Here is a 21,739-nt window from a genome sequence, read left to right as displayed (position 1 = left end):
GCACCGGGGGACGGAAGCCGCTACTAGTTCGCGGCAATCTGGTCAGACTGATCCATGACTCGCAAGATTGTGCAGTACCCCCGTGCACTCGCTATCGCGGCACGATAAGCCGCGAACGCGAGCAGCAGGTTAGCCACCGGTGCGATCAGCCAGAGCGCCAACTCAGCGGCGAAGCCATGGGGCACGTTCCACGTAAGCGCCGGCCAGGCCGCAGCGAGCGCCATGGCTACGAAGACCAGAGTGCAGTACATGTCCAGCCGTGTTCGGAATTGGTCATGCTGCAGCTGAATACGAGAGTCGACGAACCTTCTTCTCCGCATTGCGAATGTGCCAACGTCCCCGCTGGCATTCTGGAGTCTGCTCTCAGTCGCGCGGAGTACATTGCCGAGCTTCGTCGGCATCACGAGTCCGTCCTCGGGGTACTCAAGAAGTGCAACTCGCAGCCGGTCGAACTTCGAGACGAGCACGGGGTCTCCGTAGTTCCTCCATGCGGTGTTGGCTCGAATCCGCTCGGATTTGGCATCTAGGTCGTCACGCTTAAGTTCGAGTAGGTCTGCTTCGATGGCGTCTACGACCTCTCTTGGTCGCTGGTCGAGGAGCATAGGGCCGCGGGCAGAGGCGAAGGCTGCCTCGCGAGCGGAGCGGAATCGAGTGCGAAGTGAGTTCTTGTGCTTCGTCCTGCAGCGGATCAACCCATGGTGAAGCCACCCCAGTAGCCAGCGACGCTGCCAGTAGCCCTCGAGTGCGCGGATCGCCTCAAAGGAAAACGACTGGGTCACCAAGGTAGCCAGGACGACAATGGGAATGGTAACGACGAGCAGGGTCACCGGGTCTGAGGTCAGAGCGACGACTGCCGTACCCACATCGAGGTCTGCTTGCCGCCCCAGCTCATACATCACAGCAAGCGACACAGTGAGGTACGCCGCGGGAAGCCAAGCGCTCAAGGAGAGCTGCTCCAAAATTCTCGCCAAGAAGGCCGACAGCTTTTCCGGCGGCGCAGTCAATCCTGGGCTCCCACCAGTTCCCTGCACTTCGTCAGGCACCCGCCAAGGCTCCAACATCCGCTGGACGCTGGCCACAAGGCGCGCCGGGCCACTACCTGTTCTCGCGCGGCAGGCAGTCTCCACCGACCGCCATCGCCATCGAGAATCCGCCCATCGTGCCCATCTACGGACCGGGCTCATTGTGTGCAGCCGACATGGAAATCGACGAACCGCCGCAGCTCGATAGGTAGGCCCCGATGCAAGTGCGTCTCTTCGCCGCCAGCGTCCTTGGTAGGAACGGGCTTCTAGGACCGTGCCAGAGGCACGCACGGCTTTCCCTACGCATCCTCTACCCTCGAGCGCATGCTCTTGCTTGACACCAACCTGCTGTCACCAGATTGGGTCCAGGAGCACGCTGCAAGTCATCTTGGCCCACTGTTCACTTCCTCGGTATCAGCGCAGGAACTTCTCGGGATGCAGAAGCCGGACAGCGAAGGGGCCTACCGGTACGCGCTGCCGGCACTCGACGAACGGGTGCATGGTCCTGGCCGCGGTATGCCCCCGGAACTGCTTGTGCGTTGGATGTCCGAACACGCAAAAAAGCGGCCAGTCTCCAAGCAGACCGATCGCTTGGTCGTGCCGAGATCCCGTCTTCAGCCTGAGTCGCTCGAACTTGGACACGTTGCGGTGGCAGCCGCGCACGAATGTGGTTACGACGGATTGCTCCGTGTCTACGCCTCCCGTGGGCTCCATCGACGGATGTTGAAGCCAGTCCTCGGCAAGTGGGAGTTCCTTCGCCGGGAGATCAACGGTGTGATTCCGCTGGATGACGAAATCGCTGCGCAAGCGGCAGCTCTCGCTGATCGCTTCGTCGACGCGAAGCTCCACGTCAAGGGGACGAAGCGAAACACCATGAACGACATGTTGGTGGCAGCAACGTCCCACATCACAGGGGTGCCCTTGGCAACGGACGACGCTCAATTGGGCCGGTTCTATCGGAGTCTCGGCTGGTCGGTGCAGGAGCGGGACTCCCTCATCTTGGCGACTCCGAGCCCGCTGGACCTTGCACCTGCAGAACCTCGGGCGCCGCGTGGGGAGTCGCGCGGGTTCATTAATCGCCCTGCGAATCTCCGAAAGCGCATTGACTATAACCGGCTTCCGTTGCGCTGAGCACTCGCGCTGCAGGCAAGCGATGTCGAGCATGCTGGCGCCCGGATCAGCGCCCAGGATGAGGCACCGCTCTAGCCGAAATCAGAACCTGCTCCCCCCGCTTGGCGATGCGTTGCACCATTGCTCCGGCAGGGTCGAGGTGAGTCATATCGCCGCCAGTCGGCGCACCCGAGCTGCGGGCCATGGATTCTCGCGAACGTCGCCGCGATCGCAGCCCGACGCAGTCTCGACCCTTCAGGGCGAGACCTGTGCTGCTGTCGGTCGGGGCAGGCGCGAACCTCAGTCGGTGTTCTCCAGGATCAGTCGGGTCGCTTCGTCCGGTGCATCCCATTGCGGAAAGTGACCGCACCGCTCGAACCAGTGCAACTCGGCATCGGGAAACAGCTCCGTGGCACGTGCGGCCTGTTTCGGGAGAGTCACCAGATCACGCCGCCCCCATCCGATCGTGACCCGGCCAGGCACGGTGCCCGCAGGGGCGCCTTGTTGCTTAGGCCCTTTCGTCAGGGCGTCCATCGCGGCGCCCGTCGACGGGGCGTCGGCCAGCCCGGCCACGTCCGGCGAGCAGGTCTCGCGCGAAAGCGCCCACGGTCGCGCCGACAACTGTGCCAACAGCAACGTCCGCCCCGCGGGCGTGCCGAGCAATGAGGGCAACATGCCGCGGAGCGCTCGGACCAAAGCGATCGAAGGCCGCAGCGTGGCGCCGAACACGGCAAGTTCGCGGTCGCTCCAGAAACCTCCTGGGTCCAATGCCACGGTGTCGCCGCCGACTCCCCGCCGAGCAAGCTCGAGCACAATCCGTCCGCCCATTGACTGGCCGGCCGTCGCGACCCCGTCCAAGCCCTGTTCGCGGATGAAGTCCGCGACGGAGTCGGACAGGGATGCGATAGAGACCTCACCGGTCGACGGCGGCGTGTCACCAAATCCCGGCAGGTCGACAGCGAAGACCTCCCGGTGCTCCGCAAGTTGCTCGATGATCGGAGCCCACGACCTCCATCCCGCGCCCAGACCGTGCACGAGCAACAGCGGTCGGCCGCGTCCCCGACGAATGCAATTGAGCGTCATTCCAACGACGCTATCTCAGGCGGATCCCGGCGTTGTTGAGGCAGTCGCGCCCATGGTGAGGACCGCTGGCATCGAGGCGCAGCCCACCACCCCGGCCGGACCGGCCGGAGCCGTCCCAAGCGCGCGGCCGGTACATCAGTCAAACCGTCATCCGAGCTGTGTCACATCGCCGCCTGCGGACGCAGCGGCAACGACAGGTCTAGCGTGCATGACGTTCCGAGGGAGACCAACGCGTTGCCGGGCTGCCTGAACGCGGTTTCTCACGGAAGAGGAATCTCGACCCTGGCCCCGTTGCCGAGGAGGTACGCCGATTCAGTCCGCGCGAGGTAGAGGCGTGGAAGTGCTGGCTCTTCGACTTGGGCGCGAGTCCAGGCCCCGCCACCGGCCGCCAAGGAAGCCTCGGAGAACACGTCAGCGACTTCGTCCAAGAGCGCTGACGGGACAGGCTCGGCACGAGCTGCGAACTGGAGCCCGTCACCGGTCCCAGCAGGCTGGGCGCTGTTGAAGATGCTGATGCCTACCTCGGGTCGCTGCAGCAGATTCCGCGAGTGCAGCGCCTCTGGCCTCGACAGCCAGATGAACTCGACCGCCAGCATCTCCCCTGACCGGGACCGCTGCCACGCGGTGTACCAGACGGTCGAGGACCAAGGCCTGCCGCTCGTGTCTGAAGTCGCAAGCGTGAGGTACTGGTTCTCCTCGAGCAACTTCCGAGCGCGCACGACGATTTCGTTCACCCAGAGATGGTCACACGAGATCGACCGCTACGCCGGCGAGGCGCACACAGAACGTGCGTCATAACGCAGCGAAGCGGCAGTGACTTTACGCGCAACAGGGCACAGTCCCAGCGCGGCGCACAAACACAAGGTATGTACGCCGGGTGCGCACCGAAGCCGGGTCCTTCGGCCCTGTCCGACCCGCGTTTCGCTTGCCGACACTGGTGGCGCAGGCAGCCGGCGGGAAGGTGCGCGATGGTCGGGAGTCAGAAGCGCCGCGTGATGGTCGGCGCCATCGTCGTGCTGGTCGCGCTGGTCGCTGCCGCCGTCGCCATCTTCGTCGCCGGCCGAGGCCAGGGCCCGACCCCCGCCGCTACGCCGATCCCGACGACCACCTCGCCCTCGCCCACCACGACGACGCTCCCGACGGCGCCTCTCACCGGCCTCCCGGTGACCAGAGGGATGAGCCTCGACCACCCCGCGGTGGCGATCAAGATCTCGGACGTGCGTCAGGCTCACCCCCAGATCGGTGTCGACAAGGCCGACATCGTCTTCACGGAGCCGATCGGTGTCGCCTACACCCGACTTCTCGCCGTCTTCCACTCCCAGCTCCCGGACCTGGTAGGACCCGTGCGCTCGGTGCGGCCTCCGGACGCGCCCCTGCTCTCGCCCCTGGAGCCCGTGTTCGGCAACACGATGGGCGCCCCATGGGTCGTCCGCTACGTCGACTCGGTCGGCCACCTGGACGACCTCGGCACGCTGCGCGTCCCCGGCTCAGGCGCCTACGTCCTGAACCGCAGCCGGCCACAACCCGATCACGTCTTCGCGAAGCCCCGGATCCTCCTGGCGCTCTCGAAGCTCACCGAGCCGCCAGCTCCGTACTTCTCGTATGCCGCTGACCTGGCCTCGGCCTCCGCGTCGAGTGCCGTCGGGGCGGGGACCTCGGCGGTGGTGCCGTACGGCGCTGACTTCACCATGACCTGGACGTACGACGCCGCGCGCAAGCGGTACCTGAGGTCCGAGCCCTGGGGTCCTCACGTGACGCTGGACGGCGTCCGGGTCAGCGCGACCAACGTGCTGGTGCTGAAGGTCCCCTCGTCGGTGGGAAAGATCGGCACCGGCTCGGGGGCCCCCGTGCCGATCCTCGAGCTCACCAACGGATCAGGCCGACTCGTGGCACTTGCCGGCGGGCACTCCGTCGCGGGCACCTGGTCGAAGGGGCCCGTCGACGGCACGTTCGTGCTGCGCACCGACAGTGGCCAGCCGCTGCTCCTCCCCCCGGGCAACACGTGGGTCGAGATGCCCGCTGCCGGAGCCAGCGTGACGATCCGCTGAGCCTGCGCCCAGCTCAGGTGAGCGGCCTGGGAACTGGATGGGCCGGCATACCTGCCCGTTCTCAACGCCAAGGCTGCGAGCCGCGCGTGCAGAACCTGCGTCGCACCACGATGCGGGTCTGACGCAAGGTCGCCCGATCGCACTCAGGGCTTCCAGGTTGCCACTCCCAGGACTGAGTCAGCCATCCCGAAGTACAGGAAGTAGGTGCCGCGGAACTCGACGAGACCCTCGCTGAAGACGACGTTGTTGACCTGACCGTTCTGCTCGTCGCCCGTCGACGGCGCGATGAAGGGCCGTTCGAGACGGGCGAGCGCGACCTTCGGGTTCGCAGGATCGATGAGCATCTGGCCACTCGAGTACGAGTTCTTCGCATAGCCACCGGCCCCGGTCGTCTGGCCGTTGTAGACGAGCAGGATCTTGCCGTCTCGGGTGAGGATGGGCGGCGGGCCCGGCTCCAGCCGCTGGTCCTCGAAGTCGAAGACCGGCCGCGCGACCACACCGTCGTCCTGGGTGGAGACGTCATACGTCGCGACATCGGTCCACCGCGTGCCGTCCGAGGAGGTCTGCACCCGGTAGACCAGAGCCGTGGCTGCCTCCCAGTAGACGGCTACCCGGTCCACGGTCGTGCTCTGTCCGAGGTCCACCGACAGCCACGAGTCCGCACGACCGCGGTCGCCCGCGGACACCGCCCAGCGAGTGGAGTAGTCACCGTCGACGGCATTCGTGGCCGGCAGGCTCTGCGACGACGCGGTGGCCGACTTCCCTCGTGCGAGGTTGGCGCCCGACGCTCCGTTACGGACCTCCATCTCGTAGACGGAGTAGCCGTATGCCGTCAGCGGAGTGACGCCGAGCAGGCGCACGTATCGTGCGGTGATCGGGTCGAACGTGACGTCGTCGACTCGAGCCACGGGGCCAGGCGGAGTCGGGCCGGTGTCGGCGATCTCCCAGTTGATGAGGTCTCGGGAGCGCGCCCAGTAGATCCAGGACTCGCCGAAGTACATCCAGTACCAGCCGTCGATGGGTGTCGCGAGGATGGCGCCCGACTTGCTCCAAGGAGCACGGGAGAGGTGGCCGAAGTCGCGGAAGTCCGGGAACAGCGGGCCGTGCTTGGTCCAGTTGACGAGGTCCTTGGACGTGGCCAGGCACAGCAGCGCGTGCTTGCCGTCGTAGCCGGTGTAGGTCAGGTAGTACGTGTCGCCGACGTGGACCACGCGTGGGTCCTCGCAGCCGCCGGGAGTCTCGTACGGCTCGGTGGGGACGAGCACCGGCTCGGGGCGCCGTTCGAAGGTGTAGCCGTCGCGGCTCCAGGCGAGGCCGATGCTCGAGACCTTGGCGGCGTTCTGCGCGCGGTAGAGCATGGCGACGCGGCCGCCGACGACCGTGGCGCACGGGTTGTAGAGGAACGCCGACTCCCAGTCGTGCGTGGGGTCGGGGCGCAGGATGGGATTGCCCGAGTACTTCTCGAACGGGCCTATCGGGAAGCTGACGTCCGTCTGGGGCCACTGACCCGGGGTGCGCCCCGACGAACGGCTGTCACCAGAGGTCGCGGCACGGGCATCCGGCGCGGCAAGGACGGCAGGTGCAGTGGCGGCTGCCGCTGCCGCTCCCGTGAGGAAACGGCGTCTGTCCACCGTGGATCCAGGCGTCCGATCTCTTTCGTCAGGCATGAGCACGGCCCTTCCTTGGTTGCAGGGAGCCACTTCCGAAAAGCCATGCAGCGAGAGGCTGTTCGGGACGGCCTACGTCAAGCACCGTCACGTGAGCGACGTGACGCGGTGACCTGCGCGACTCTGCTCGCGACACCACGAGGCGTCAATGAGCGCCCCAGATCATGTCTCGCCAGGACAAGGACCCGGACAAGCCCGGACCTGACCGATCGGCGGGCGTCGTTCATCGCGTATGCCGTGTCGCCGACTGGGTGGGCACGCCCAGCGCGTGCCTGGCTCAGGTCGTCGGGATGAGCCCACCGTCGATGGTGACGTCGGTCCCGGTGATGTTGCCGGCGACGTCGCTGGCGAGGAAGGCGACGAGCCTGGCCACCTCGTCAGGATGGGTGAAGCGGCCCGTCACCGAGTCGCGTGCCGCGGCTGCCGCCACCGACGACGGGTCACTCCCCTGCCGCGCCGCCACCGCGGCCGCGACCCCGTCGCTGCCGAGCCACAGGTCGGTCGAGACCGGACCCGGGCTGACGGTGTTGACGCGGATGCCCTGCGGACCGAGCTCCTTGGAGAGCGACTTGGAGAAGCTGCGCAGCGCCGCCTTGGCCGCGCTGTAGTCGATGACCGAGGGGTCGGCCAGCGTCGCGTTGACCGAGCACGTCGACACGATGGCGCCACGACCGCGAGCGAGCATGAGCGGCAAAGCAGCTCGCGTCGTGCGGACCGCCGCCATGAGGTTCAGCGTGTACGACGCGGTCCACTGCTCGTCCGTCACCGCCAGGAAGCCGTCCAGCCGCGGCGACACGGCCCCGACGTTGTTGACGAGGATGTCGAGGCGTCCCAGACCGGCAGCCGCGTCGACGACGTGCGCCGCGCCGTCCGGGTCGCCGAGGTCGGCGGCCACGAAGGTCACACTGCCCGAACGACTGAGTGCGTCGAGCTCGGCCGACGCGTCACGTGCGCCGGCGACGACCGACGCCCCCTCGTCGACGAGCACCCGTGTGATCGCGAGCCCGATGCCCTTGCTCGCTCCGGTGACGATGGCGACCTTCCCGGCCAGACCGAGGTCCATGGTCAGAGCCCGTGCTCGTCGAGCCAGCCCAGCACGGCCTTGGCGACCTCGGTCCACCCGGCGTCGATGGTGAGCGAGTGCCCCCTGCCCTCGAACTGGTGCAGCTCCGTCACGGCTGTCGAGCCGCGGTACTGCTTGAGGGTCGAGCGCGTCACGACGTCCGGGACCGTGTGGTCCTCGAGCCCGGAGACGAGCAGCAGCGGACCGCGAGTGCTGTTGTCGGTGTCGACCGCGGCCTCGGAGTGCAGCGAGAAGTTGGCGGCAGCCGCCTGGAAGAGGGGCTTGGCCGGCGACGGGATGGTCCACCTCTCGAAGAGCGCGTCGGACTCCTCCTCGCTGACCGCGTTGCCGAACCCGAAGCGGAACTCCTTGGCGGTCAAGGAGACCGCCCGGTTGCGGTTGGCCGGGTTCCCGAGGGCGGGCAGCCCGGCACGGAGCTGCGCGAGCGGCAGGGGCAGGACTCCCTTGATCTGCGCCGGGTCGATGGCGACGGCCGCGGCGGCCTTGCCCTGACCGAGCAGCTTCTCGGCGATGAGCCCTCCGAACGAGTGCCCGACGAGGACCGGCGCGTCGGGAAGTCCGTCGATGATTGCCGCGTAGTGGTCCGTGACGTCGTCGATGCCGAGGCCGGCGACGTCGTCCGCCCGCTCGCGGGCCGCCTGGACGGTGTCGGCCTCCCCCGGCCATCCCGGAGCGCTCGGCGCATAGCCTGCCTGGCGGAAGAGCTCGACCCACGGGTCCCAGCTCGTGGCGTGGAGCCAGAGACCGTGGATGAAGACGACGGGACGCTGCTGTGTGCTCATGGGGTGGCCTTTCTCCGGGGCCCGCGGGTGGAGCGGACCGTGGTGTCGCGGATGTCGCAGGGGGGGCGACCTCCCAAGGCTGGCGGTCCTGCCGACGCGGCGTCCAAGACCGTTTGGGCACCGATCGATAACCACGAGGAGTTCCGCTCGAGGGGCCGGGTCACTAGCGTGGAGAGCCCAGGCGGGCGACGGTCCCGACTGACCCACGACGCGCCGCAGGGAGACCTGATGGAGCTGGACCTTCGCCTGGTGCGCTACTTCGTCGCGGTCGCCGACGAGCTGCACTTCGGTCGGGCCGCCGCGCAGCTCTACCTGAGCCAGCCGGCCCTCTCACGGCAGATCCGCAAGCTCGAGGACCAGCTCGGCGAGACCCTCCTCGTGCGCGACAGCCGTCACGTCACCCTGACGGCTCGAGGCCAGCAGTTCCTCGAGGACTCCCGACGCCTGCTCGCGCTCGCCGAGAGCATGACCCAGCGCACGGCACAGCCAGGTGTCAGCACCGCGCACGTCTTCGAGCTCTCCACGAGCCGGATCGTCGCCGACGCCTTCACCCGCGCCGAGCCGGACATCCCCCTCCGAGAGCACGCGATGGACAGCATCACGCAGCTCAACGCCCTCCTGCACGGCCGGCTGGACGTCGCCATCCTCCGGGTCACGCCGCGGATGCTGCTCGCCCACCCTGCAGGCTGGCGCCACCGGCTGCTCCGGCTGGAGCCACTCGTCCTCATCGAGTCACCGGGTCACGTGCCCGACTCGGTCGGCACGGCCCCGACGGACGACCCCGCGACGAGCGACGCCCGGCACGGCGACGCCCCGGCCGCCTCGCTGCACGAGCGACCCCTGCACGTCTTCGCCGACCCACCGGACTCCGGGACCTACAGCGCCCACGGCCAGTACGTCACCGCTCTGGAGCACCGACTCGGTCTGCAGATGCAGTGGCTCGGCACCCCCGGGGCCTTCAGCCTCTGTGTCGGGCACGTGCAGCGCGGTCCGGTCGACGTGCGCTACCTCGAGTTCCTCAGCTACGCCGAGAAGTACGTCGCGGTCGGGATGAGGATGTCGTGGCCGCTGGAGATCCAGCCCTACTACCCGTGGTCCCTGGCGTGGCGCACCGACGACACGGCCCCCGCGACGACCCGCCTCATCGAGGTCGCCCTCGGCGTGGCCGACGAGCACGCCTGGCTCGACACCTCTCGCGACCCGGCTCGGGCTCCGGCGTGGATGCCGGACGACGACCCCGCCTGGCGCGAGCACGCCCCAGGGGGCGGATGACCGGCTCTCAGGGAGCCATGGCGGCATACCCCGCCGCGCTGTGGATCGCGATGCCGGCGTACGACGCATACGACGACGCTCCGACACTCACCGCGGCGAGCTGGGTCTCCATGGCGGCGCGCGACCACCCGAAGAAGGTCTGCTTCACGTCGACGGCCGTGTCGCCGAGGTAGGTCGTCTCCTGCCCGATGCGCACCGGCTTGCCGAGCGACGTGCCCGCGGCCAGCGCCGCAGCCGCGATGTCGAGCGTGCCGTCGGTGCCGGTGGCCGTGTTGCGGTAGGCCATCACCGTCACGCCTGCGGTGCGGCGCATGATCTCGCGGTCCAGGGTGGAGGCCCCGCCGCCGCTCGCCTGGGCGGGGATCTCGTTGAACCAGAAGGGGATGTCGGCCTCGATGGGCGACGTGCCGGCGTTGGCCTTGAGCTTGTCGAGGAGGGTCAGGTACTTTGCCACGACCGTCGACTGGCTCGTGGTCCACGCCGAGGTCGTGTAGGGCTCGACGTCGACGTGGATGCCGGTGAAGAGCCCGGTGTTGCGAGCGGGCTTGAGCCAGTAGGTGACGACCCAGCTCGGGTTGTCGACCCAGCCGGGGTCGCCGCCGAGGGCGTCGACGCGGATGCCGGCCGCCCGGGCCAGCTGCGAGAGCGTGCGCAGGTCGGGCAGCTGGGGCGAGCTCGCGACGTTCGGCGGCACGGCGACGAAGAGCTGGTCCACACCGGAGGCGACCGCGAGGTCGACGGTGGCCGCCGGGGTGCTCGTGTCCCACACCCACATCGCGCGGGTGTCCGCACCCGCTGTCGTCGAGGTCGACGCGGGCGCCGCTGCGGCTTTGGTCGAAGCGGCTGCGGCCGCCCCGGGCGCGAGGGCAAGGGCCACCGCGGTGGCCCCGGTCAGGGCGAGCAGCGAGGCGAGGACGCGGGCGCTGCGGGTGCTGGGGCGCATGAGGGACTCCGGGGCAGAGGACGGCTTGCGGTGCAATTGTCCGGAAGGCGCCAGTTGTCCGCAGGCTTTCCGCAAGATTGCCGCAAGCCCGACGTGTCACCTCGCCTGTGAAAGATGGCCGGGCGGTGCGCCTCGGCCGCTGCCGCTACCCGTGCCGGAGCCAGGACCGTGCCGCGCCGACGAGCGCCCGCACACCGATCTCGAGCGTCGGGTCGATGACCGGCGCGTAGAGCGGCGAGTGGTTGGACGGCAGCGACGCCAGCACAGCGCGGATGCCCTCGAGGTCGTGCGCCCCGGCGAAGGCGGTCGCGTCGGCGCCGCCGAGCAGCCAGAAGATGCACGGCGCCCCGGCCGCCTCGGCCAGCACCCCGACGTCCTCGCTCCCGGTGATCGGTCCGGGGTCCACGACGCGGCCCGGCCCGACGATCGCCTCGAGCGCCGGCCGGGTGCGCTCGACCCCTGCGGCGTCGTTGACGACGGCGGGCGCCTGCTCGATGGGCTCGATGAGCGGCGCCCGACGCGCTCCGGCCGTGGCGGCCTCGCCCTCGACGATCCGGCGGATGGCGGCGAGTGCCGTGTCGCGCACCCTCACGTCGTAGGTGCGCAGGTTGAGCAGCAGGACCGCCTCGTCGGGGATGATGTTCGACTTCCTGCCCGCCTGGACCGACCCCACGGTGAGCACCGCCGTCTCGGTGCCGGCGATCTCGCGCGAGACGACGGTCTGCAGCCGCAGCACCGTCGCGGCGGCCAGGACGACCGGGTCGACCGTGGCCTCCGGCCTCGACCCGTGGCCGCCCTCGCCGAAGAGCGTGATGCGCAGGCTGTCGGTGGCCGCGAAAGACGGGCTGGCCCGCAGGCCGATGGTGCCGGCGGGCAGCGGCGCGACGTGCTGCCCCAGCACGACGTCGGGGCGCGGCACCGTCCCGTAGAGGCCGTCCTCGACCATCGCCGCGGCGCCGCGGGCCACCTCCTCGGCCGGCTGGAGGACCGCGACGACGGTGCCCGTCCACGAGTCGTCGGCCGCGAGCACCGACAGCGCACCAAGGAGGCAGGTGACGTGCACGTCGTGACCACAGGCGTGCATGACGGGCACGTCGCGACCGTCGGGGTCGACGCCCCGGGCCGTCGACGCATACGCCAGTCCCGTCGCCTCGGCCACGGGCAGCCCGTCCATGTCGGCCCGCAGCAGCACGACGGGGCCCTCGCCGCGGCGCAGCACTCCCGTCACTCCCGTGCGGCCCACGCCCTCGGTCACGGTGAGCCCGAGCTCACGCAGCCAGGCAGCCGCGATGCCGGCCGTGCGGTGCTCCGCGAAGGACAGCTCGGGATGCGCGTGCAGGTCGCGGTAGACGTCCCGGAGCCGGGGCAGGAGGGTCTCTAGGCCGCTCGCGGTGTCCATGCGCTCGACAGTACCGACGCCGCACGCAGTCGCGCTCTCCGGACGTGTGCCGTCACCTCCGGGCGGTACGGTCGTGCCGTACGTCGTCCGGGGAGGTCAATGGTGCGCTACGACACGAGCCCGACCGCGCGGGCGCTGCTCGCTCTCGAGGCGATCCAGGACTCCCCCGGCATCACGGCCCAGCGCCTCGGTGACCACCTCGGGGTCACCGAGCGGGCAGCCCGGCGCTACGTCGCCATCCTGCGCGAGGCCGAGCTGCCCATCGAGTCGGTCACGGGCCCGCACGGGGGCTATCGCGTCGGCCGGGGCCTGCGTCTGCCGCCCCTGATGTTCACGGCCCCGGAGGCGCTCGGACTCGTCATGGCCGTCCTCGAGGGACACCGCGGAGCGGCCGACCCGACCGAGCTCGTCGGTGCCGCCCTGTCCAAGATCCTGCGGGCCCTCCCCCACCAGGTGGCCGAGCCGGTCCGGGCCGTCCGGCGCGTCACCGGCCCACCGCCGGACCCGAGCCTGCGGGTCGACCCGGCCCTCACCGCCCGGCTCGTCGAGGCCTGGACGTCGTCCCGGCGCGTGCGCCTCGACTACCGCCTCGAGGACGGCCGCGAGCGGCCCATGGACGTGGACCCGTGGGCGGTCGTCCTGCGCCACGGCCGCTGGTACCTCCTGTGCTGGTCGCACACGAGCGACGCGCAGCGGGCCCTCCGCATCGACCGGGTGCTGTCCGTCTTCGTCACCTCGCAGTCCTTCACGGCGCCCGAGGACCTCGACGCGCTGCGCACGCTCGAGGAGCACCTCTCGCAGGGTTGGCGACACGCGGTCGACGTGCTCCTGCGCGCCGACCTCGACGAGGCGTCCCGGTGGCTCCCGCGCAGCCTCGGGCGCCTCGAGGTGGTCGACGGCGGCATCCGGCTGCTCGCCACCACCGACGACCCCGACTGGTACGCCCGCCAGCTCGCCGTCACGCCGCTGTCCTTCGAGGTGGTCGGCTCGCCCGCCCTCGTCCAGGCCACCGAGGACCTCGCCGCCCGCCTCGTCAAGGCCGCCGGCAGATCCTGACCCGATCCGGAACGGCCGGCCATCGCTCGAGCGCCCCGAGCGGCCCGAGCGGGTACGTCACCGCCGGACCGCGAGGTCCGGCAGGTCCAGCAGCAGACGAACCGAGGTCCCCGCGCACTAGGGTGATCCCGACCGGACCGGGCAGTCCCCGGTCCCGACCCGAGGAGCGGCACGATGAGCTTCAACGACAACGCCCAGCTCGACACCTCGCAGGTGCAGAGCGGCGGCAGCGGTGGGGGCGGCGGAGGCGGAGGCTTCCCCGGCGGCATCCAGGTCGGTGGCGGCATCGGCGGCCTCATCCTGCTCGTGCTGATGCTCATCTTCGGCGGCGGCAAGATCCTCGGCGGCGGCGACTCCGGCAGCACCACCGGAGGTCTGCCCTCGCAGCAGCTCCAGAGCGACCAGGTCGCCGCGGCCGGCCAGGTCGACGAGAACCAGTTCTCCCAGTGCAAGACCGGGGCCGACGCCAACAAGAACGACGTGTGCCTCATCGTCGCGACGGTCAACAGCGTGCAGGACTACTGGTCCAAGACCCTGCCGAAGTACCAGATGAACTACGAGCCGGTGAAAACCGTGATCTACCAGGGCCAGACGCCCTCGGGCTGCGGCACCGCCAACTCGCAGGTGGGCCCGTTCTACTGCCCCCTCGACAAGAAGGTCTACGTCGACGCGAGCTTCTTCCAGGAGCTCCAGAGCAAGTTCGGCGCCGACGGCGGCCAGCTCGCCAAGGAGTACGTCATCGCCCACGAGTACGGCCACCACGTGCAGGACCTCCTCGGCCTGCTCAACCGGGCGCAGCAGGACCCCCAGGGTGCCAACTCCGGCGCCGTGCGCGTCGAGCTCATGGCCGACTGCCTCGCCGGCACGTGGGTCAAGCACGCGACCGAGACGACCGATGCCAACGGCACGCCGCTGCTCAAGGCCATCACCGAGAGCGACATCAAGTCGGCGCTCTCGGCCGCCTCGGCGGTGGGCGACGACCGCATCCAGGAGAAGATGCAGGGCCGGGTCACGCCGGAGAACTGGACCCACGGCTCGGCGCAGGCACGGATGAACTGGTTCTCGCAGGGCTACGAGACCGGTGACATCAACCAGTGCAACACCTTCGGCGTCGACACCGTCAGCTGAGCGCCCCCGAGCCTGACTCCGTCTCCGTGAGCTCGAGGCGGACGGCACGGCCACGCCGCAGCGCGGTCTCCAGCACGTCCCGCTTCGGGTCGGGCAGGTCGTAGAGCTCGCGCAGCGGCAGCCCGGCGAGCGCGCGCAACGCGCTCGCGTCGAGGACCTCACGCACGAGGGTGCGGTCACCGCCGACGACCAACGCGAGGGGTATGCCGTCCGCACCGGCCCGTGGGCTCTCGTCGTCCCCGAGCAGCACCCGCCGGGCGTGCCCGACGACGGCGTCGACGAGCTCGTCGGCCTGCTTGCCCCGGCGACGCGCGAAACGCTGCTGCGACCAGCCGCCGGCGGCCGTGCGGGACTGCACGTGGCGGGTGCCGACCTTGGACGCGTTGAACGAGCCCCCGAGAGCCAGGCCTACGGCATACCCACCCCGTCGCACGAGGATCACCCCGAGCGGCTCGTGGGCGAACGGCGTTGCCACGACGGTGGATCCGTCCGCGGCGCGTGCGGACACGACGACGCCGCCGGGAGTGGACTCCTCGGCGGCGTCGTAGGGGCCGTGTCGCTCGGCGAAGCCGGCCATCCAGCGGTCGAACCGCTCCGGGTCGACCTCGATGACGCGCGTCGTCACGAGCGCAAGTGCGGCTGGCTCAGAGGTTGAAGCCGAGGGCACGCAGCTGCTCGCGGCCGTCCTCGGTGATCTTGTCGGGGCCCCACGGCGGCATCCACACCCAGTTGATGCGGTGCGTCGTGACGAGGCCCTCGAGCGCCTGGGCGGTCTGGTCCTCGATGACGTCGGTGAGCGGGCAGGCCGCCGATGTCAGCGTCATGTCGATGACGGCGTGGGCCTGGGCGTCGACGGTGATGCCGTAGACGAGGCCGAGGTCGACGACGTTGATGCCGAGCTCGGGGTCGACCACGTCGCGCATGGCCTCCTCGACGTCGGCCACGTTGGGCGGGGTGGCGGTCTGGCTCATGACGAAGCTCCTTGCGGGGAGGGCGAACTCGTGGAAGAGATGTCGACGCCGGCTCGGGCGAGGGCGTCGGTGAAGGCGGTCCAGCCGAGGAGCGCGCACTTGACGCGCGCAGGGTACTTGGACACGCCGGCGAAGGCGACGCCGTCGCCGATGACGGTCTCGTCACCGGTGACCGTGCCGCGCGAGGTCAGCATGGCGCGCATGGCCTCGAAGGTCTCGAGGGCTTCGGACACCGGGTGGCCGATGACCTCCTCGGCGAGGACGGACGAGCTCGCGACGGAGATCGAGCAGCCCTGCGCCTCGTAGGAGATGTCGGTGACGACGGCGTCCGGACCCGTGCCGGTGACGTCGACCCGCAGGGTCACCTCGTCGCCGCACGTGGGGTTGATGTGGTGCACCTCGGCGTCGAACGGCTCACGCAGACCTGCGTGGTGGGGCCGCTTGGAGTGCTCGAGGATCAGCTCCTGGTAGAGGTCCATCAGCTCGCCTCCCGGTGGGTGTCGAGCCCGAAGATCGCGGGCACGCGGTCGAGGGCCGCGAGCAGCGCCTCGACGTCGGCGGGCGTGTTGTGGACGGCGAAGGACGCGCGGGTCGTCGCAGCGGCGCCGAGGGCGCGGTGCAGCGGCCACGCGCAGTGGTGGCCCACGCGCACGGCCACGCCGGCGTCGTCGAGCACCTGGCCGACGTCGTGGGCGTGCACGCCGTCCACGACGAACGCGACGGCGCCGCCCCGGGGCGCGCCGACCGCAGGGCCGACGACGCGGACCCACGGACGCTCGGCGAGGCTGCGCTGGAGCAGGTCGACGAGCGATGCCTCGTGGGCGTGGATGCGCTCGATGCCGATCGCCTCGATCCACCGCACCGCGGCCGCGAGGCCCACGGCCTGTGCGGCGTTGGGCACGCCGGCCTCGAACTTCTGCGGAGCCGGCGCATACGTGGAGCGCTCCATGGTGACGAGCTCGATCATCGACCCGCCCGTGAGGAACGGCGGCATGACCTCGAGCAGCTCGGCACGACCCCAGAGGACGCCGACCCCCATCGGGCCGTACATCTTGTGGCCGCTGAAGGCGATGAAGTCCGCCCCGAGCGTCGCCACGTCGACCGCGAGGTGCGGCACCGACTGGCAGGCGTCGACGACGACGAGAGCCCCGACGGTGTGTGCCCGCTCGGCGAGCTCGGTGACGGGGTTGACCGTGCCGAGCACGTTGGAGACGTGCGTGAACGCGAAGACCTTGGTGCGCTCGGTGAGCAGGTCGTCGAGCCCGGAGAGGTCGAGCGCGCCGTCGGCACCGACCGGCACCCAGCGCAGGGTCGCGCCCGTGCGACGGGCGAGCTCCTGCCACGGGACGAGGTTGGCGTGGTGCTCCATCTCGGTCACGAGGATCTCGTCACCGGGACCGAGCACGAAGCGCTCGTCCTTGGGCTCGTCGGTCGGGGCCGCGTTGGAGAACGCGTAGGCGACGAGGTTGAGCGCCTCGGTGGCGTTCTTCGTGAAGACGACCTCGTGGGCGGGAGCCCCGATGAACGACGCGACGGTCGCGCGGGCCGCCTCGAAGTCGTCGGTCGCCTCCTCGGCGAGCTGGTGCGCGCCGCGGTGGACGGCGGCGTTGTGCTGCTCGTAGAACGCCCGCTCGGCGTCGAGGACCGGCGTCGGCTTGTGCGACGTCGCCCCCGAGTCGAGGTAGACGAGCGGCCTGCCGTCACGCACCGTGCGCGTCAGGATGGGGAAGTCACCGCGGATCGCGGTGAGCTCCCCGTCCGTGAACGGCAGGACGTCGCCCATCCGGCTCAGGCCTGGACCGGCTCGGCCGCGGAGGCCCCGGCGAGGTAGCGGTCGTAGCCCTCGTCCTCGAGGCGGTCGGCCAGCTCGGGGCCGCCCTGCTCGACGACCTTGCCGTCGACGAAGACGTGGACGAAGTCGGGCTTGATGTAGCGCAGGATGCGCGTGTAGTGCGTGATGAGCAGCACGCCGAGGTCGCTCGAGTCCTTGGCGCGGTTGACGCCCTCGGAGACGATCTTGAGCGCGTCGACGTCGAGGCCGGAGTCGGTCTCGTCGAGGATGGCCACCTTGGGCTTGAGCAGCTCCATCTGGAGGATCTCGTGGCGCTTCTTCTCGCCACCGGAGAAGCCCTCGTTGACGTTGCGCTCGGCGAACACGGGGTCCATGCGCAGGTTGCCCATGGCCTCCTTGACGTCCTTGACCCACGTGCGCAGCTTGGGCGCCTCGCCGTCGATGGCCGTCTTGGCGGTGCGCAGGAAGTTGCTGACCGTCACGCCGGGGACCTCGACGGGGTACTGCATCGCGAGGAAGAGGCCCGCGCGGGCGCGCTCGTCGACGCTCATCGCGAGGACGTCCTCGCGGTCGAGCGTCACGGTGCCGCCGGTGACGGTGTACTTGGGGTGGCCGGCGATGCTGTAGGCCAGCGTCGACTTGCCGGAGCCGTTGGGCCCCATGATCGCGTGGGTCTCCCCCGACTTCACGGTGAGGTCGACCCCGCGCAGGATCTCCTTGGGGCCGTCCTCGGTCTCGACCGAGACCGTCAGTCCCTTGATCTCGAGCGTGCTCATGGGTCAGTTCTCCTTGTTGGTGCTGGGGATGCTGGGGGTCTGCTGGGTGGGAGCCGCGTATGCCGTCGAGGCGAGCTCCTCCTCGATCGCCGCGGTGATCTCGTCGCGCAGGTCGGCGAGCGGGATCTCCCGGATGATGTCGGCGAAGAAGCCGCGCACGACGAGGCGCTTGGCCTCGTCCTCGCTGATGCCGCGCGACTGGAGGTAGAACAGCTGCAGGTCGTCGAAACGGCCTGTCGCAGAGGCGTGCCCGGCCCCCTCGATCTCGCCGGTCTCGATCTCGAGGTTGGGCACCGAGTCGGCGCGGGCGCCGTCGGTGAGCACGAGGTTGCGGTTGAGCTCGTAGGTGTCGGTGCCCTCGGCCTCGGCCCGGATGAGCACGTCGCCGACCCACACCGTGCGGGCGGTCTCGCCCTGGAGCGCGCCCTTGTAGGTGACGCGGCTCTTGCAGTGCGGCGCGTTGTGGTCGATGTACGAGCGGTGCTCGAGGTGCTGGCCCGCGTCGGCGAAGTAGACGCCGAGGAGGGTCGCGTCGCCGCCGGGGCCGGCGTAGCGCACGTTGGCGTTGACGCGGACGACCTCGCCGCCGAGCGTCACCGACAGGTGCTTGTAGCGGGCGTCACGGCCGACGAGCGCGTCGTGCTGCGCCAGGTGCTGGGCGTCGTCGGCCCAGCGCTGGACGGAGACGACCGTCAGGTCGGAGCCGTCGTCGGTGACGACGGAGACGAGCTGGGAGTAGCGGGCCGAGCCGGTGTGCTCGACGACGACGGTCGCCTTGGAGAAGCGGCCGGCACGTACGACGAGGTGGCCGTGCACGGGCTCGCCGCCCTGGCCGACGAGGGAGAGGCGCACCGGCTCGTCGAGCTCGGCCTCGGCCGGGATGTCGAGGAGCAGGGCGCCGTCGGCGGCAGCGCCGGCGACGACGGCCGCGCGGTCCTGCGGCGGGAGGATGCCGAGCCCCTGGGCCTCGGCGGACGTGATCGTCGAGGTGGTCACGCCCTGCGGCAGCTTCGAGCTCGACTCGAGCCGGCCGGTCGCGCCGTCGGCCAGCAGGGCCGCGAGCTTCTTGACCGGCGTGAAGCGCCAGTCCTCCTCGCGCCCGCCGGGCACGGGGAAGTCGCCGACGTCGAAGGACGCCGTGCGCTCGGCCCGCGACTGGTCGGGCACGAAGGCCGCGGCCGAGTCGGTGTGGGCTGCTGCGCCGGGGAGGGTTGCGGTGGGGGCGGCGTCGGGCACCGTGGTCTCGCTCTGCTGGGTCTCGGTGGTGTCGGGCGTGTCGGTGGTCGTGTCAGCCAGAAGGCTCATCAGCCGACGGCTCCTTCCATCTGCAGCTCGATGAGGCGGTTGAGCTCGAGGGCGTACTCCATCGGCAGCTCGCGCGCGATGGGCTCGATGAAGCCGCGCACGATCATCGCCATCGCCTCGTCCTCGGCCATGCCGCGCGACATGAGGTAGAAGAGCTGGTCCTCGGACACCTTCGAGACCGTGGCCTCGTGACCCATCGAGACGTCGTCCTCGCGGATGTCGACGTAGGGGTAGGTGTCGGAGCGGCTGATCGTGTCGACGAGCAGGGCGTCGCAGCGCACCGTCGAGGCCGAGTGTGAGGCGCCCTCGAGCACCTGCACGAGGCCGCGGTAGCTCGCGCGTCCGCCGCCGCGGGCGACCGACTTGCTGATGATCGAGCTCTTGGTGTTGGGCGCCGCGTGGACCATCTTGGAGCCGGTGTCCTGGTGCTGGCCCTCGCCGGCGAAGGCGATCGAGAGCGTCTCGCCCTTGGCGTGCTCGCCCATGAGGAAGACGGCGGGGTACTTCATCGTCACCTTGGAGCCGATGTTGCCGTCGACCCACTCCATCGTCGCGCCAGCCTCGCACGTCGCGCGCTTCGTCACGAGGTTGTAGACGTTGTTGGACCAGTTCTGGATCGTCGTGTAGCGCACGCGGGCGTTCTTCTTGACGATGATCTCGACGACGGCCGAGTGCAGCGAGTCCGACTTGTAGATCGGCGCGGTGCAGCCCTCGACGTAGTGCACGTAGGAGTCCTCGTCGGCGATGATCAGCGTCCGCTCGAACTGGCCCATGTTCTCGGTGTTGATGCGGAAGTACGCCTGGAGCGGGATGTCGACGTGGACACCCTTGGGCACGTAGATGAACGAGCCACCCGACCACACGGCGGTGTTGAGCGCGGCGAACTTGTTGTCGCCCGCGGGGATGACCGTCGCGAAGTGCTCGCGGAAGAGGTCCTCATGCTCCTTCAGGGCCGTGTCGGTGTCGAGGAAGATGACGCCCTGGGCCTCGAGGTCCTCACGGATCTGGTGGTAGACGACCTCGGACTCGTACTGGGCGGCGACACCCGAGACGAGGCGCTGCTTCTCGGCCTCGGGGATGCCCAGGCGGTCGTAGGTGTTCTTGATGTCCTCGGGCAGGTCGTCCCAGGTGGCGGCCTGCTTCTCGGTGGACTTCACGAAGTACTTGATGTTCTGGAAGTCGATGCCGGTGAGGTCCGAGCCCCAGGCCGGCATGGGCTTCTTGCCGAAGAGGCTCAGGCTCTTCAGGCGCAGCTTGGTCATCCACTCGGGCTCGTTCTTGCGGGCCGAGATGTCGCGCACGACGTCCTCGTTGAGCCCACGACGCGCCGTGGCACCGGCCACGTCGCTGTCGGCCCAGCCGTACTCATAGGTGCCGATGCCCTTGAGGCCGGGGTTCAGCTCTTCGATGTGCGTGGTCATGAGGAACCTTCCTTGACGTGCGTGAGCGTGTCGATGGTGCTCGAGGTGGTGCTCGTGCTGGCGTTGGCTCGGAGCGGCGCAGCCTCCGGGTCAACACCGGGGAGCTGCGTGGTCTTCCGGGGGCGAGTGGCGATCCCACCGGTCGGGACGAACGTGGTGCAGACGTGGTGGCCACCCGCGAGGGTGGCGAGGCGCTGGACGTGCACGCCGAGCAGGCGCGAGAACGCGTCGGTCTCGGCCTCGCAGAAGGCCGGGAACTCGGCCGCGACGTGCTGGACCGGGCAGTGACCCTGGCACAGCTGGACGCCGGTGAGTCCCCCGGCCCCCACGGGGCGGGCCGTGGCCGCGAAGCCGTCCTCGCTCAGGGCCTCGACGAGCGCCTCGGCGCGAGCGGCAGGCGCGTCGCCCGCGGCGGCGAGGCGGGCGGCATACCGCTCCTCGAGGGCCGCGACGCGGCTGCGCGCGAAGTCGCCCACGGCCGCCGGACCCGCGTGGGCCTCGAGGTAGCGGAGCACCTCGACCGCGAGCGAGTCGTAGTCGGCCTCGAGGGCGCTGTGCCCCGCGTCGGAGACGACGTAGGCGCGAGCGGGGCGCCCGCGCCCGCGACGGCCACCGGTGGGCTCGTGCGGGACGACCGCGCCCTGCTCGACGAGGGCGTCGAGGTGGCGGCGGACCGCGGCCGGAGTCAGGTCGAGGTGGCGGCCGAGCTCGGCCGCCGTTATGGGCCCGTCGGCGGAGACCATGTGGAGCACCCGCGAGCGCGTGCGCGACTCGAGCGGCGAGACGTGCTGGACGTCCTCGCCGTCCTTCGTCTCACGCGGTGCGTGCTCTCCGATAAACACCACACCATTGTGACGTAAATGGGCCTCCTACTCCAGTT

General features: G+C 69.8%; 21 protein-coding genes. 5 read left to right on the top strand and 16 right to left on the bottom strand.

Features of this window, described 5'->3' with window-relative positions:
* Positions 1 to 23 precede the first annotated feature (23 nt).
* Positions 24 to 1,043, bottom strand: a complete 1,020-nt coding sequence (locus tag U5C87_RS14155) for a hypothetical protein (RefSeq protein WP_330473178.1) — start codon at positions 1,041 to 1,043, stop codon at positions 24 to 26.
* 303 nt (positions 1,044 to 1,346) lie between these two features.
* Here U5C87_RS14155 and U5C87_RS14150 point away from each other — a divergent pair, with 303 nt between their 5' ends.
* A complete protein-coding gene (locus U5C87_RS14150) occupies positions 1,347 to 2,153 on the top strand; it encodes a hypothetical protein (RefSeq protein WP_330473177.1) in 807 nt (268 codons plus the stop codon).
* Positions 2,154 to 2,432: 279 nt separating this feature from the next.
* On the opposite strand, the gene U5C87_RS14145 is transcribed toward U5C87_RS14150, so the two are convergent.
* Together U5C87_RS14145 and U5C87_RS14140 are read right to left on the bottom strand one after the other, a co-directional pair.
* Positions 2,433 to 3,215, bottom strand: coding sequence for an alpha/beta fold hydrolase (locus U5C87_RS14145; RefSeq protein ID WP_330473176.1), 783 nt, complete (start codon positions 3,213 to 3,215; stop codon positions 2,433 to 2,435).
* A 260-nt stretch (positions 3,216 to 3,475) separates the two neighbouring features.
* Complete coding sequence (locus U5C87_RS14140) at positions 3,476 to 3,949, bottom strand: pyridoxamine 5'-phosphate oxidase family protein (protein WP_330473175.1); 474 nt, start codon at positions 3,947 to 3,949, stop codon at positions 3,476 to 3,478.
* Positions 3,950 to 4,183: 234 nt separating this feature from the next.
* On the opposite strand from U5C87_RS14140, the gene U5C87_RS14135 reads away from it, so the two are divergent.
* A complete protein-coding gene (locus U5C87_RS14135) occupies positions 4,184 to 5,263 on the top strand; it encodes a DUF3048 domain-containing protein (protein WP_330473174.1) in 1,080 nt (359 codons plus the stop codon).
* A 143-nt stretch (positions 5,264 to 5,406) separates the two neighbouring features.
* On the opposite strand, the gene U5C87_RS14130 is transcribed toward U5C87_RS14135, so the two are convergent.
* From U5C87_RS14130 to U5C87_RS14120, 3 genes are all read right to left on the bottom strand, one after another.
* On the bottom strand, positions 5,407 to 6,894 hold the full coding sequence (locus U5C87_RS14130) for a discoidin domain-containing protein (protein WP_330473173.1): 1,488 nt from the start codon (positions 6,892 to 6,894) through the stop codon (positions 5,407 to 5,409).
* A 313-nt stretch (positions 6,895 to 7,207) separates the two neighbouring features.
* Complete coding sequence (locus U5C87_RS14125; protein WP_330473172.1) at positions 7,208 to 7,993, bottom strand: oxidoreductase; 786 nt, start codon at positions 7,991 to 7,993, stop codon at positions 7,208 to 7,210.
* 2 nt (positions 7,994 to 7,995) lie between these two features.
* The gene (locus U5C87_RS14120; protein ID WP_330473171.1) at positions 7,996 to 8,796 is read right to left on the bottom strand and encodes an alpha/beta hydrolase; all 801 of its coding nucleotides are present in this window, start codon (positions 8,794 to 8,796) and stop codon (positions 7,996 to 7,998) included.
* A 228-nt stretch (positions 8,797 to 9,024) separates the two neighbouring features.
* Here U5C87_RS14120 and U5C87_RS14115 point away from each other — a divergent pair, with 228 nt between their 5' ends.
* Positions 9,025 to 10,068 (top strand): LysR family transcriptional regulator, encoded by a 1,044-nt coding sequence (locus tag U5C87_RS14115; protein WP_330473170.1) that lies wholly within the window; start codon positions 9,025 to 9,027, stop codon positions 10,066 to 10,068.
* Positions 10,069 to 10,075: 7 nt separating this feature from the next.
* On the opposite strand, the gene U5C87_RS14110 is transcribed toward U5C87_RS14115, so the two are convergent.
* Together U5C87_RS14110 and U5C87_RS14105 are read right to left on the bottom strand one after the other, a co-directional pair.
* On the bottom strand, positions 10,076 to 11,011 hold the full coding sequence (locus U5C87_RS14110; protein ID WP_330473169.1) for a hypothetical protein: 936 nt from the start codon (positions 11,009 to 11,011) through the stop codon (positions 10,076 to 10,078).
* A 145-nt stretch (positions 11,012 to 11,156) separates the two neighbouring features.
* Positions 11,157 to 12,410 carry an amidohydrolase gene (locus tag U5C87_RS14105; RefSeq protein ID WP_330473168.1) on the bottom strand — a complete coding sequence of 418 codons (1,254 nt, stop codon included), beginning with the start codon at positions 12,408 to 12,410 and terminating at the stop codon, positions 11,157 to 11,159.
* Positions 12,411 to 12,509: 99 nt separating this feature from the next.
* On the opposite strand from U5C87_RS14105, the gene U5C87_RS14100 reads away from it, so the two are divergent.
* Both U5C87_RS14100 and ypfJ read left to right on the top strand, forming a co-directional pair.
* Complete coding sequence (locus U5C87_RS14100; RefSeq protein WP_330473167.1) at positions 12,510 to 13,466, top strand: helix-turn-helix transcriptional regulator; 957 nt, start codon at positions 12,510 to 12,512, stop codon at positions 13,464 to 13,466.
* A 174-nt stretch (positions 13,467 to 13,640) separates the two neighbouring features.
* A complete protein-coding gene (gene ypfJ, locus U5C87_RS14095) occupies positions 13,641 to 14,594 on the top strand; it encodes a KPN_02809 family neutral zinc metallopeptidase (RefSeq protein WP_330473166.1) in 954 nt (317 codons plus the stop codon).
* Here ypfJ and U5C87_RS14090 read toward each other — a convergent pair.
* Genes U5C87_RS14090 through U5C87_RS14055 form a run of 8 tightly spaced genes read right to left on the bottom strand, consistent with a single transcriptional unit; the run spans position 14,587 to position 21,704 of the window.
* Positions 14,587 to 15,219 (bottom strand): acVLRF1 family peptidyl-tRNA hydrolase, encoded by a 633-nt coding sequence (locus tag U5C87_RS14090; RefSeq protein ID WP_330473165.1) that lies wholly within the window; start codon positions 15,217 to 15,219, stop codon positions 14,587 to 14,589. The two genes, ypfJ and U5C87_RS14090, sit on opposite strands and share 8 nt — an antisense overlap.
* A 19-nt stretch (positions 15,220 to 15,238) precedes the next feature.
* Positions 15,239 to 15,565: a metal-sulfur cluster assembly factor gene (locus U5C87_RS14085; RefSeq protein ID WP_030202221.1), complete on the bottom strand. Its 327-nt coding sequence runs from the start codon at positions 15,563 to 15,565 to the stop codon at positions 15,239 to 15,241.
* Positions 15,562 to 16,044 (bottom strand): Fe-S cluster assembly sulfur transfer protein SufU, encoded by a 483-nt coding sequence (sufU, locus tag U5C87_RS14080; protein WP_330473164.1) that lies wholly within the window; start codon positions 16,042 to 16,044, stop codon positions 15,562 to 15,564. The genes U5C87_RS14085 and sufU overlap by 4 nt, the downstream gene beginning before the upstream one ends.
* A complete protein-coding gene (locus U5C87_RS14075) occupies positions 16,044 to 17,348 on the bottom strand; it encodes a SufS family cysteine desulfurase (RefSeq protein ID WP_330473163.1) in 1,305 nt (434 codons plus the stop codon). The genes sufU and U5C87_RS14075 overlap by 1 nt, the downstream gene beginning before the upstream one ends.
* A gap of 5 nt (positions 17,349 to 17,353) precedes the next feature.
* Positions 17,354 to 18,133 (bottom strand): Fe-S cluster assembly ATPase SufC, encoded by a 780-nt coding sequence (gene sufC, locus U5C87_RS14070; RefSeq protein WP_330473162.1) that lies wholly within the window; start codon positions 18,131 to 18,133, stop codon positions 17,354 to 17,356.
* A gap of 3 nt (positions 18,134 to 18,136) precedes the next feature.
* Positions 18,137 to 19,438, bottom strand: coding sequence for a Fe-S cluster assembly protein SufD (gene sufD, locus U5C87_RS14065; RefSeq protein WP_443082062.1), 1,302 nt, complete (start codon positions 19,436 to 19,438; stop codon positions 18,137 to 18,139).
* The gene (gene sufB, locus U5C87_RS14060; protein WP_330473161.1) at positions 19,438 to 20,859 is read right to left on the bottom strand and encodes a Fe-S cluster assembly protein SufB; all 1,422 of its coding nucleotides are present in this window, start codon (positions 20,857 to 20,859) and stop codon (positions 19,438 to 19,440) included. Before sufB ends, sufD begins: the two co-directional genes overlap by 1 nt.
* Entirely contained in the window at positions 20,856 to 21,704 is an 849-nt protein-coding gene (locus tag U5C87_RS14055; protein ID WP_443082061.1) for a helix-turn-helix transcriptional regulator, read from the bottom strand. The genes sufB and U5C87_RS14055 overlap by 4 nt, the downstream gene beginning before the upstream one ends.
* Positions 21,705 to 21,739 lie beyond the last annotated feature (35 nt).

Origin of the sequence: Terrabacter sp. C0L_2 (genome assembly GCF_036352015.1) — a bacterium.
GTDB classification, from domain to species: Bacteria; Actinomycetota; Actinomycetes; order Actinomycetales; family Dermatophilaceae; genus Terrabacter; species Terrabacter tumescens.
Note: the sequence above shows the minus strand (reverse complement) of the source record. Positions and strands in the feature narration are given on the sequence as shown.

What these genes read in the sequence shown, in the direction of transcription:
- U5C87_RS14110 (WP_330473169.1), bottom strand. Translation starts at nt 11,011, where the DNA reads ATGCGCCCCAGCACCCGCAGCGCCCGCGTCCTCGCCTCGCTGCTCGCC.
- U5C87_RS14150 (WP_330473177.1), top strand. Translation starts at nt 1,347, where the DNA reads ATGCTCTTGCTTGACACCAACCTGCTGTCACCAGATTGGGTCCAGGAG.
- U5C87_RS14125 (WP_330473172.1), bottom strand. Translation starts at nt 7,993, where the DNA reads ATGGACCTCGGTCTGGCCGGGAAGGTCGCCATCGTCACCGGAGCGAGC.
- sufB (WP_330473161.1), bottom strand. Translation starts at nt 20,859, where the DNA reads ATGACCACGCACATCGAAGAGCTGAACCCCGGCCTCAAGGGCATCGGC.
- U5C87_RS14115 (WP_330473170.1), top strand. Translation starts at nt 9,025, where the DNA reads ATGGAGCTGGACCTTCGCCTGGTGCGCTACTTCGTCGCGGTCGCCGAC.
- U5C87_RS14105 (WP_330473168.1), bottom strand. Translation starts at nt 12,410, where the DNA reads ATGGACACCGCGAGCGGCCTAGAGACCCTCCTGCCCCGGCTCCGGGAC.
- U5C87_RS14100 (WP_330473167.1), top strand. Translation starts at nt 12,510, where the DNA reads ATGGTGCGCTACGACACGAGCCCGACCGCGCGGGCGCTGCTCGCTCTC.
- U5C87_RS14145 (WP_330473176.1), bottom strand. Translation starts at nt 3,215, where the DNA reads ATGACGCTCAATTGCATTCGTCGGGGACGCGGCCGACCGCTGTTGCTC.
- sufC (WP_330473162.1), bottom strand. Translation starts at nt 18,133, where the DNA reads ATGAGCACGCTCGAGATCAAGGGACTGACGGTCTCGGTCGAGACCGAG.
- sufD (WP_443082062.1), bottom strand. Translation starts at nt 19,438, where the DNA reads ATGAGCCTTCTGGCTGACACGACCACCGACACGCCCGACACCACCGAG.
- U5C87_RS14075 (WP_330473163.1), bottom strand. Translation starts at nt 17,348, where the DNA reads ATGGGCGACGTCCTGCCGTTCACGGACGGGGAGCTCACCGCGATCCGC.
- U5C87_RS14085 (WP_030202221.1), bottom strand. Translation starts at nt 15,565, where the DNA reads ATGAGCCAGACCGCCACCCCGCCCAACGTGGCCGACGTCGAGGAGGCC.
- sufU (WP_330473164.1), bottom strand. Translation starts at nt 16,044, where the DNA reads ATGGACCTCTACCAGGAGCTGATCCTCGAGCACTCCAAGCGGCCCCAC.
- U5C87_RS14120 (WP_330473171.1), bottom strand. Translation starts at nt 8,796, where the DNA reads ATGAGCACACAGCAGCGTCCCGTCGTCTTCATCCACGGTCTCTGGCTC.
- ypfJ (WP_330473166.1), top strand. Translation starts at nt 13,641, where the DNA reads ATGAGCTTCAACGACAACGCCCAGCTCGACACCTCGCAGGTGCAGAGC.
- U5C87_RS14135 (WP_330473174.1), top strand. Translation starts at nt 4,184, where the DNA reads ATGGTCGGGAGTCAGAAGCGCCGCGTGATGGTCGGCGCCATCGTCGTG.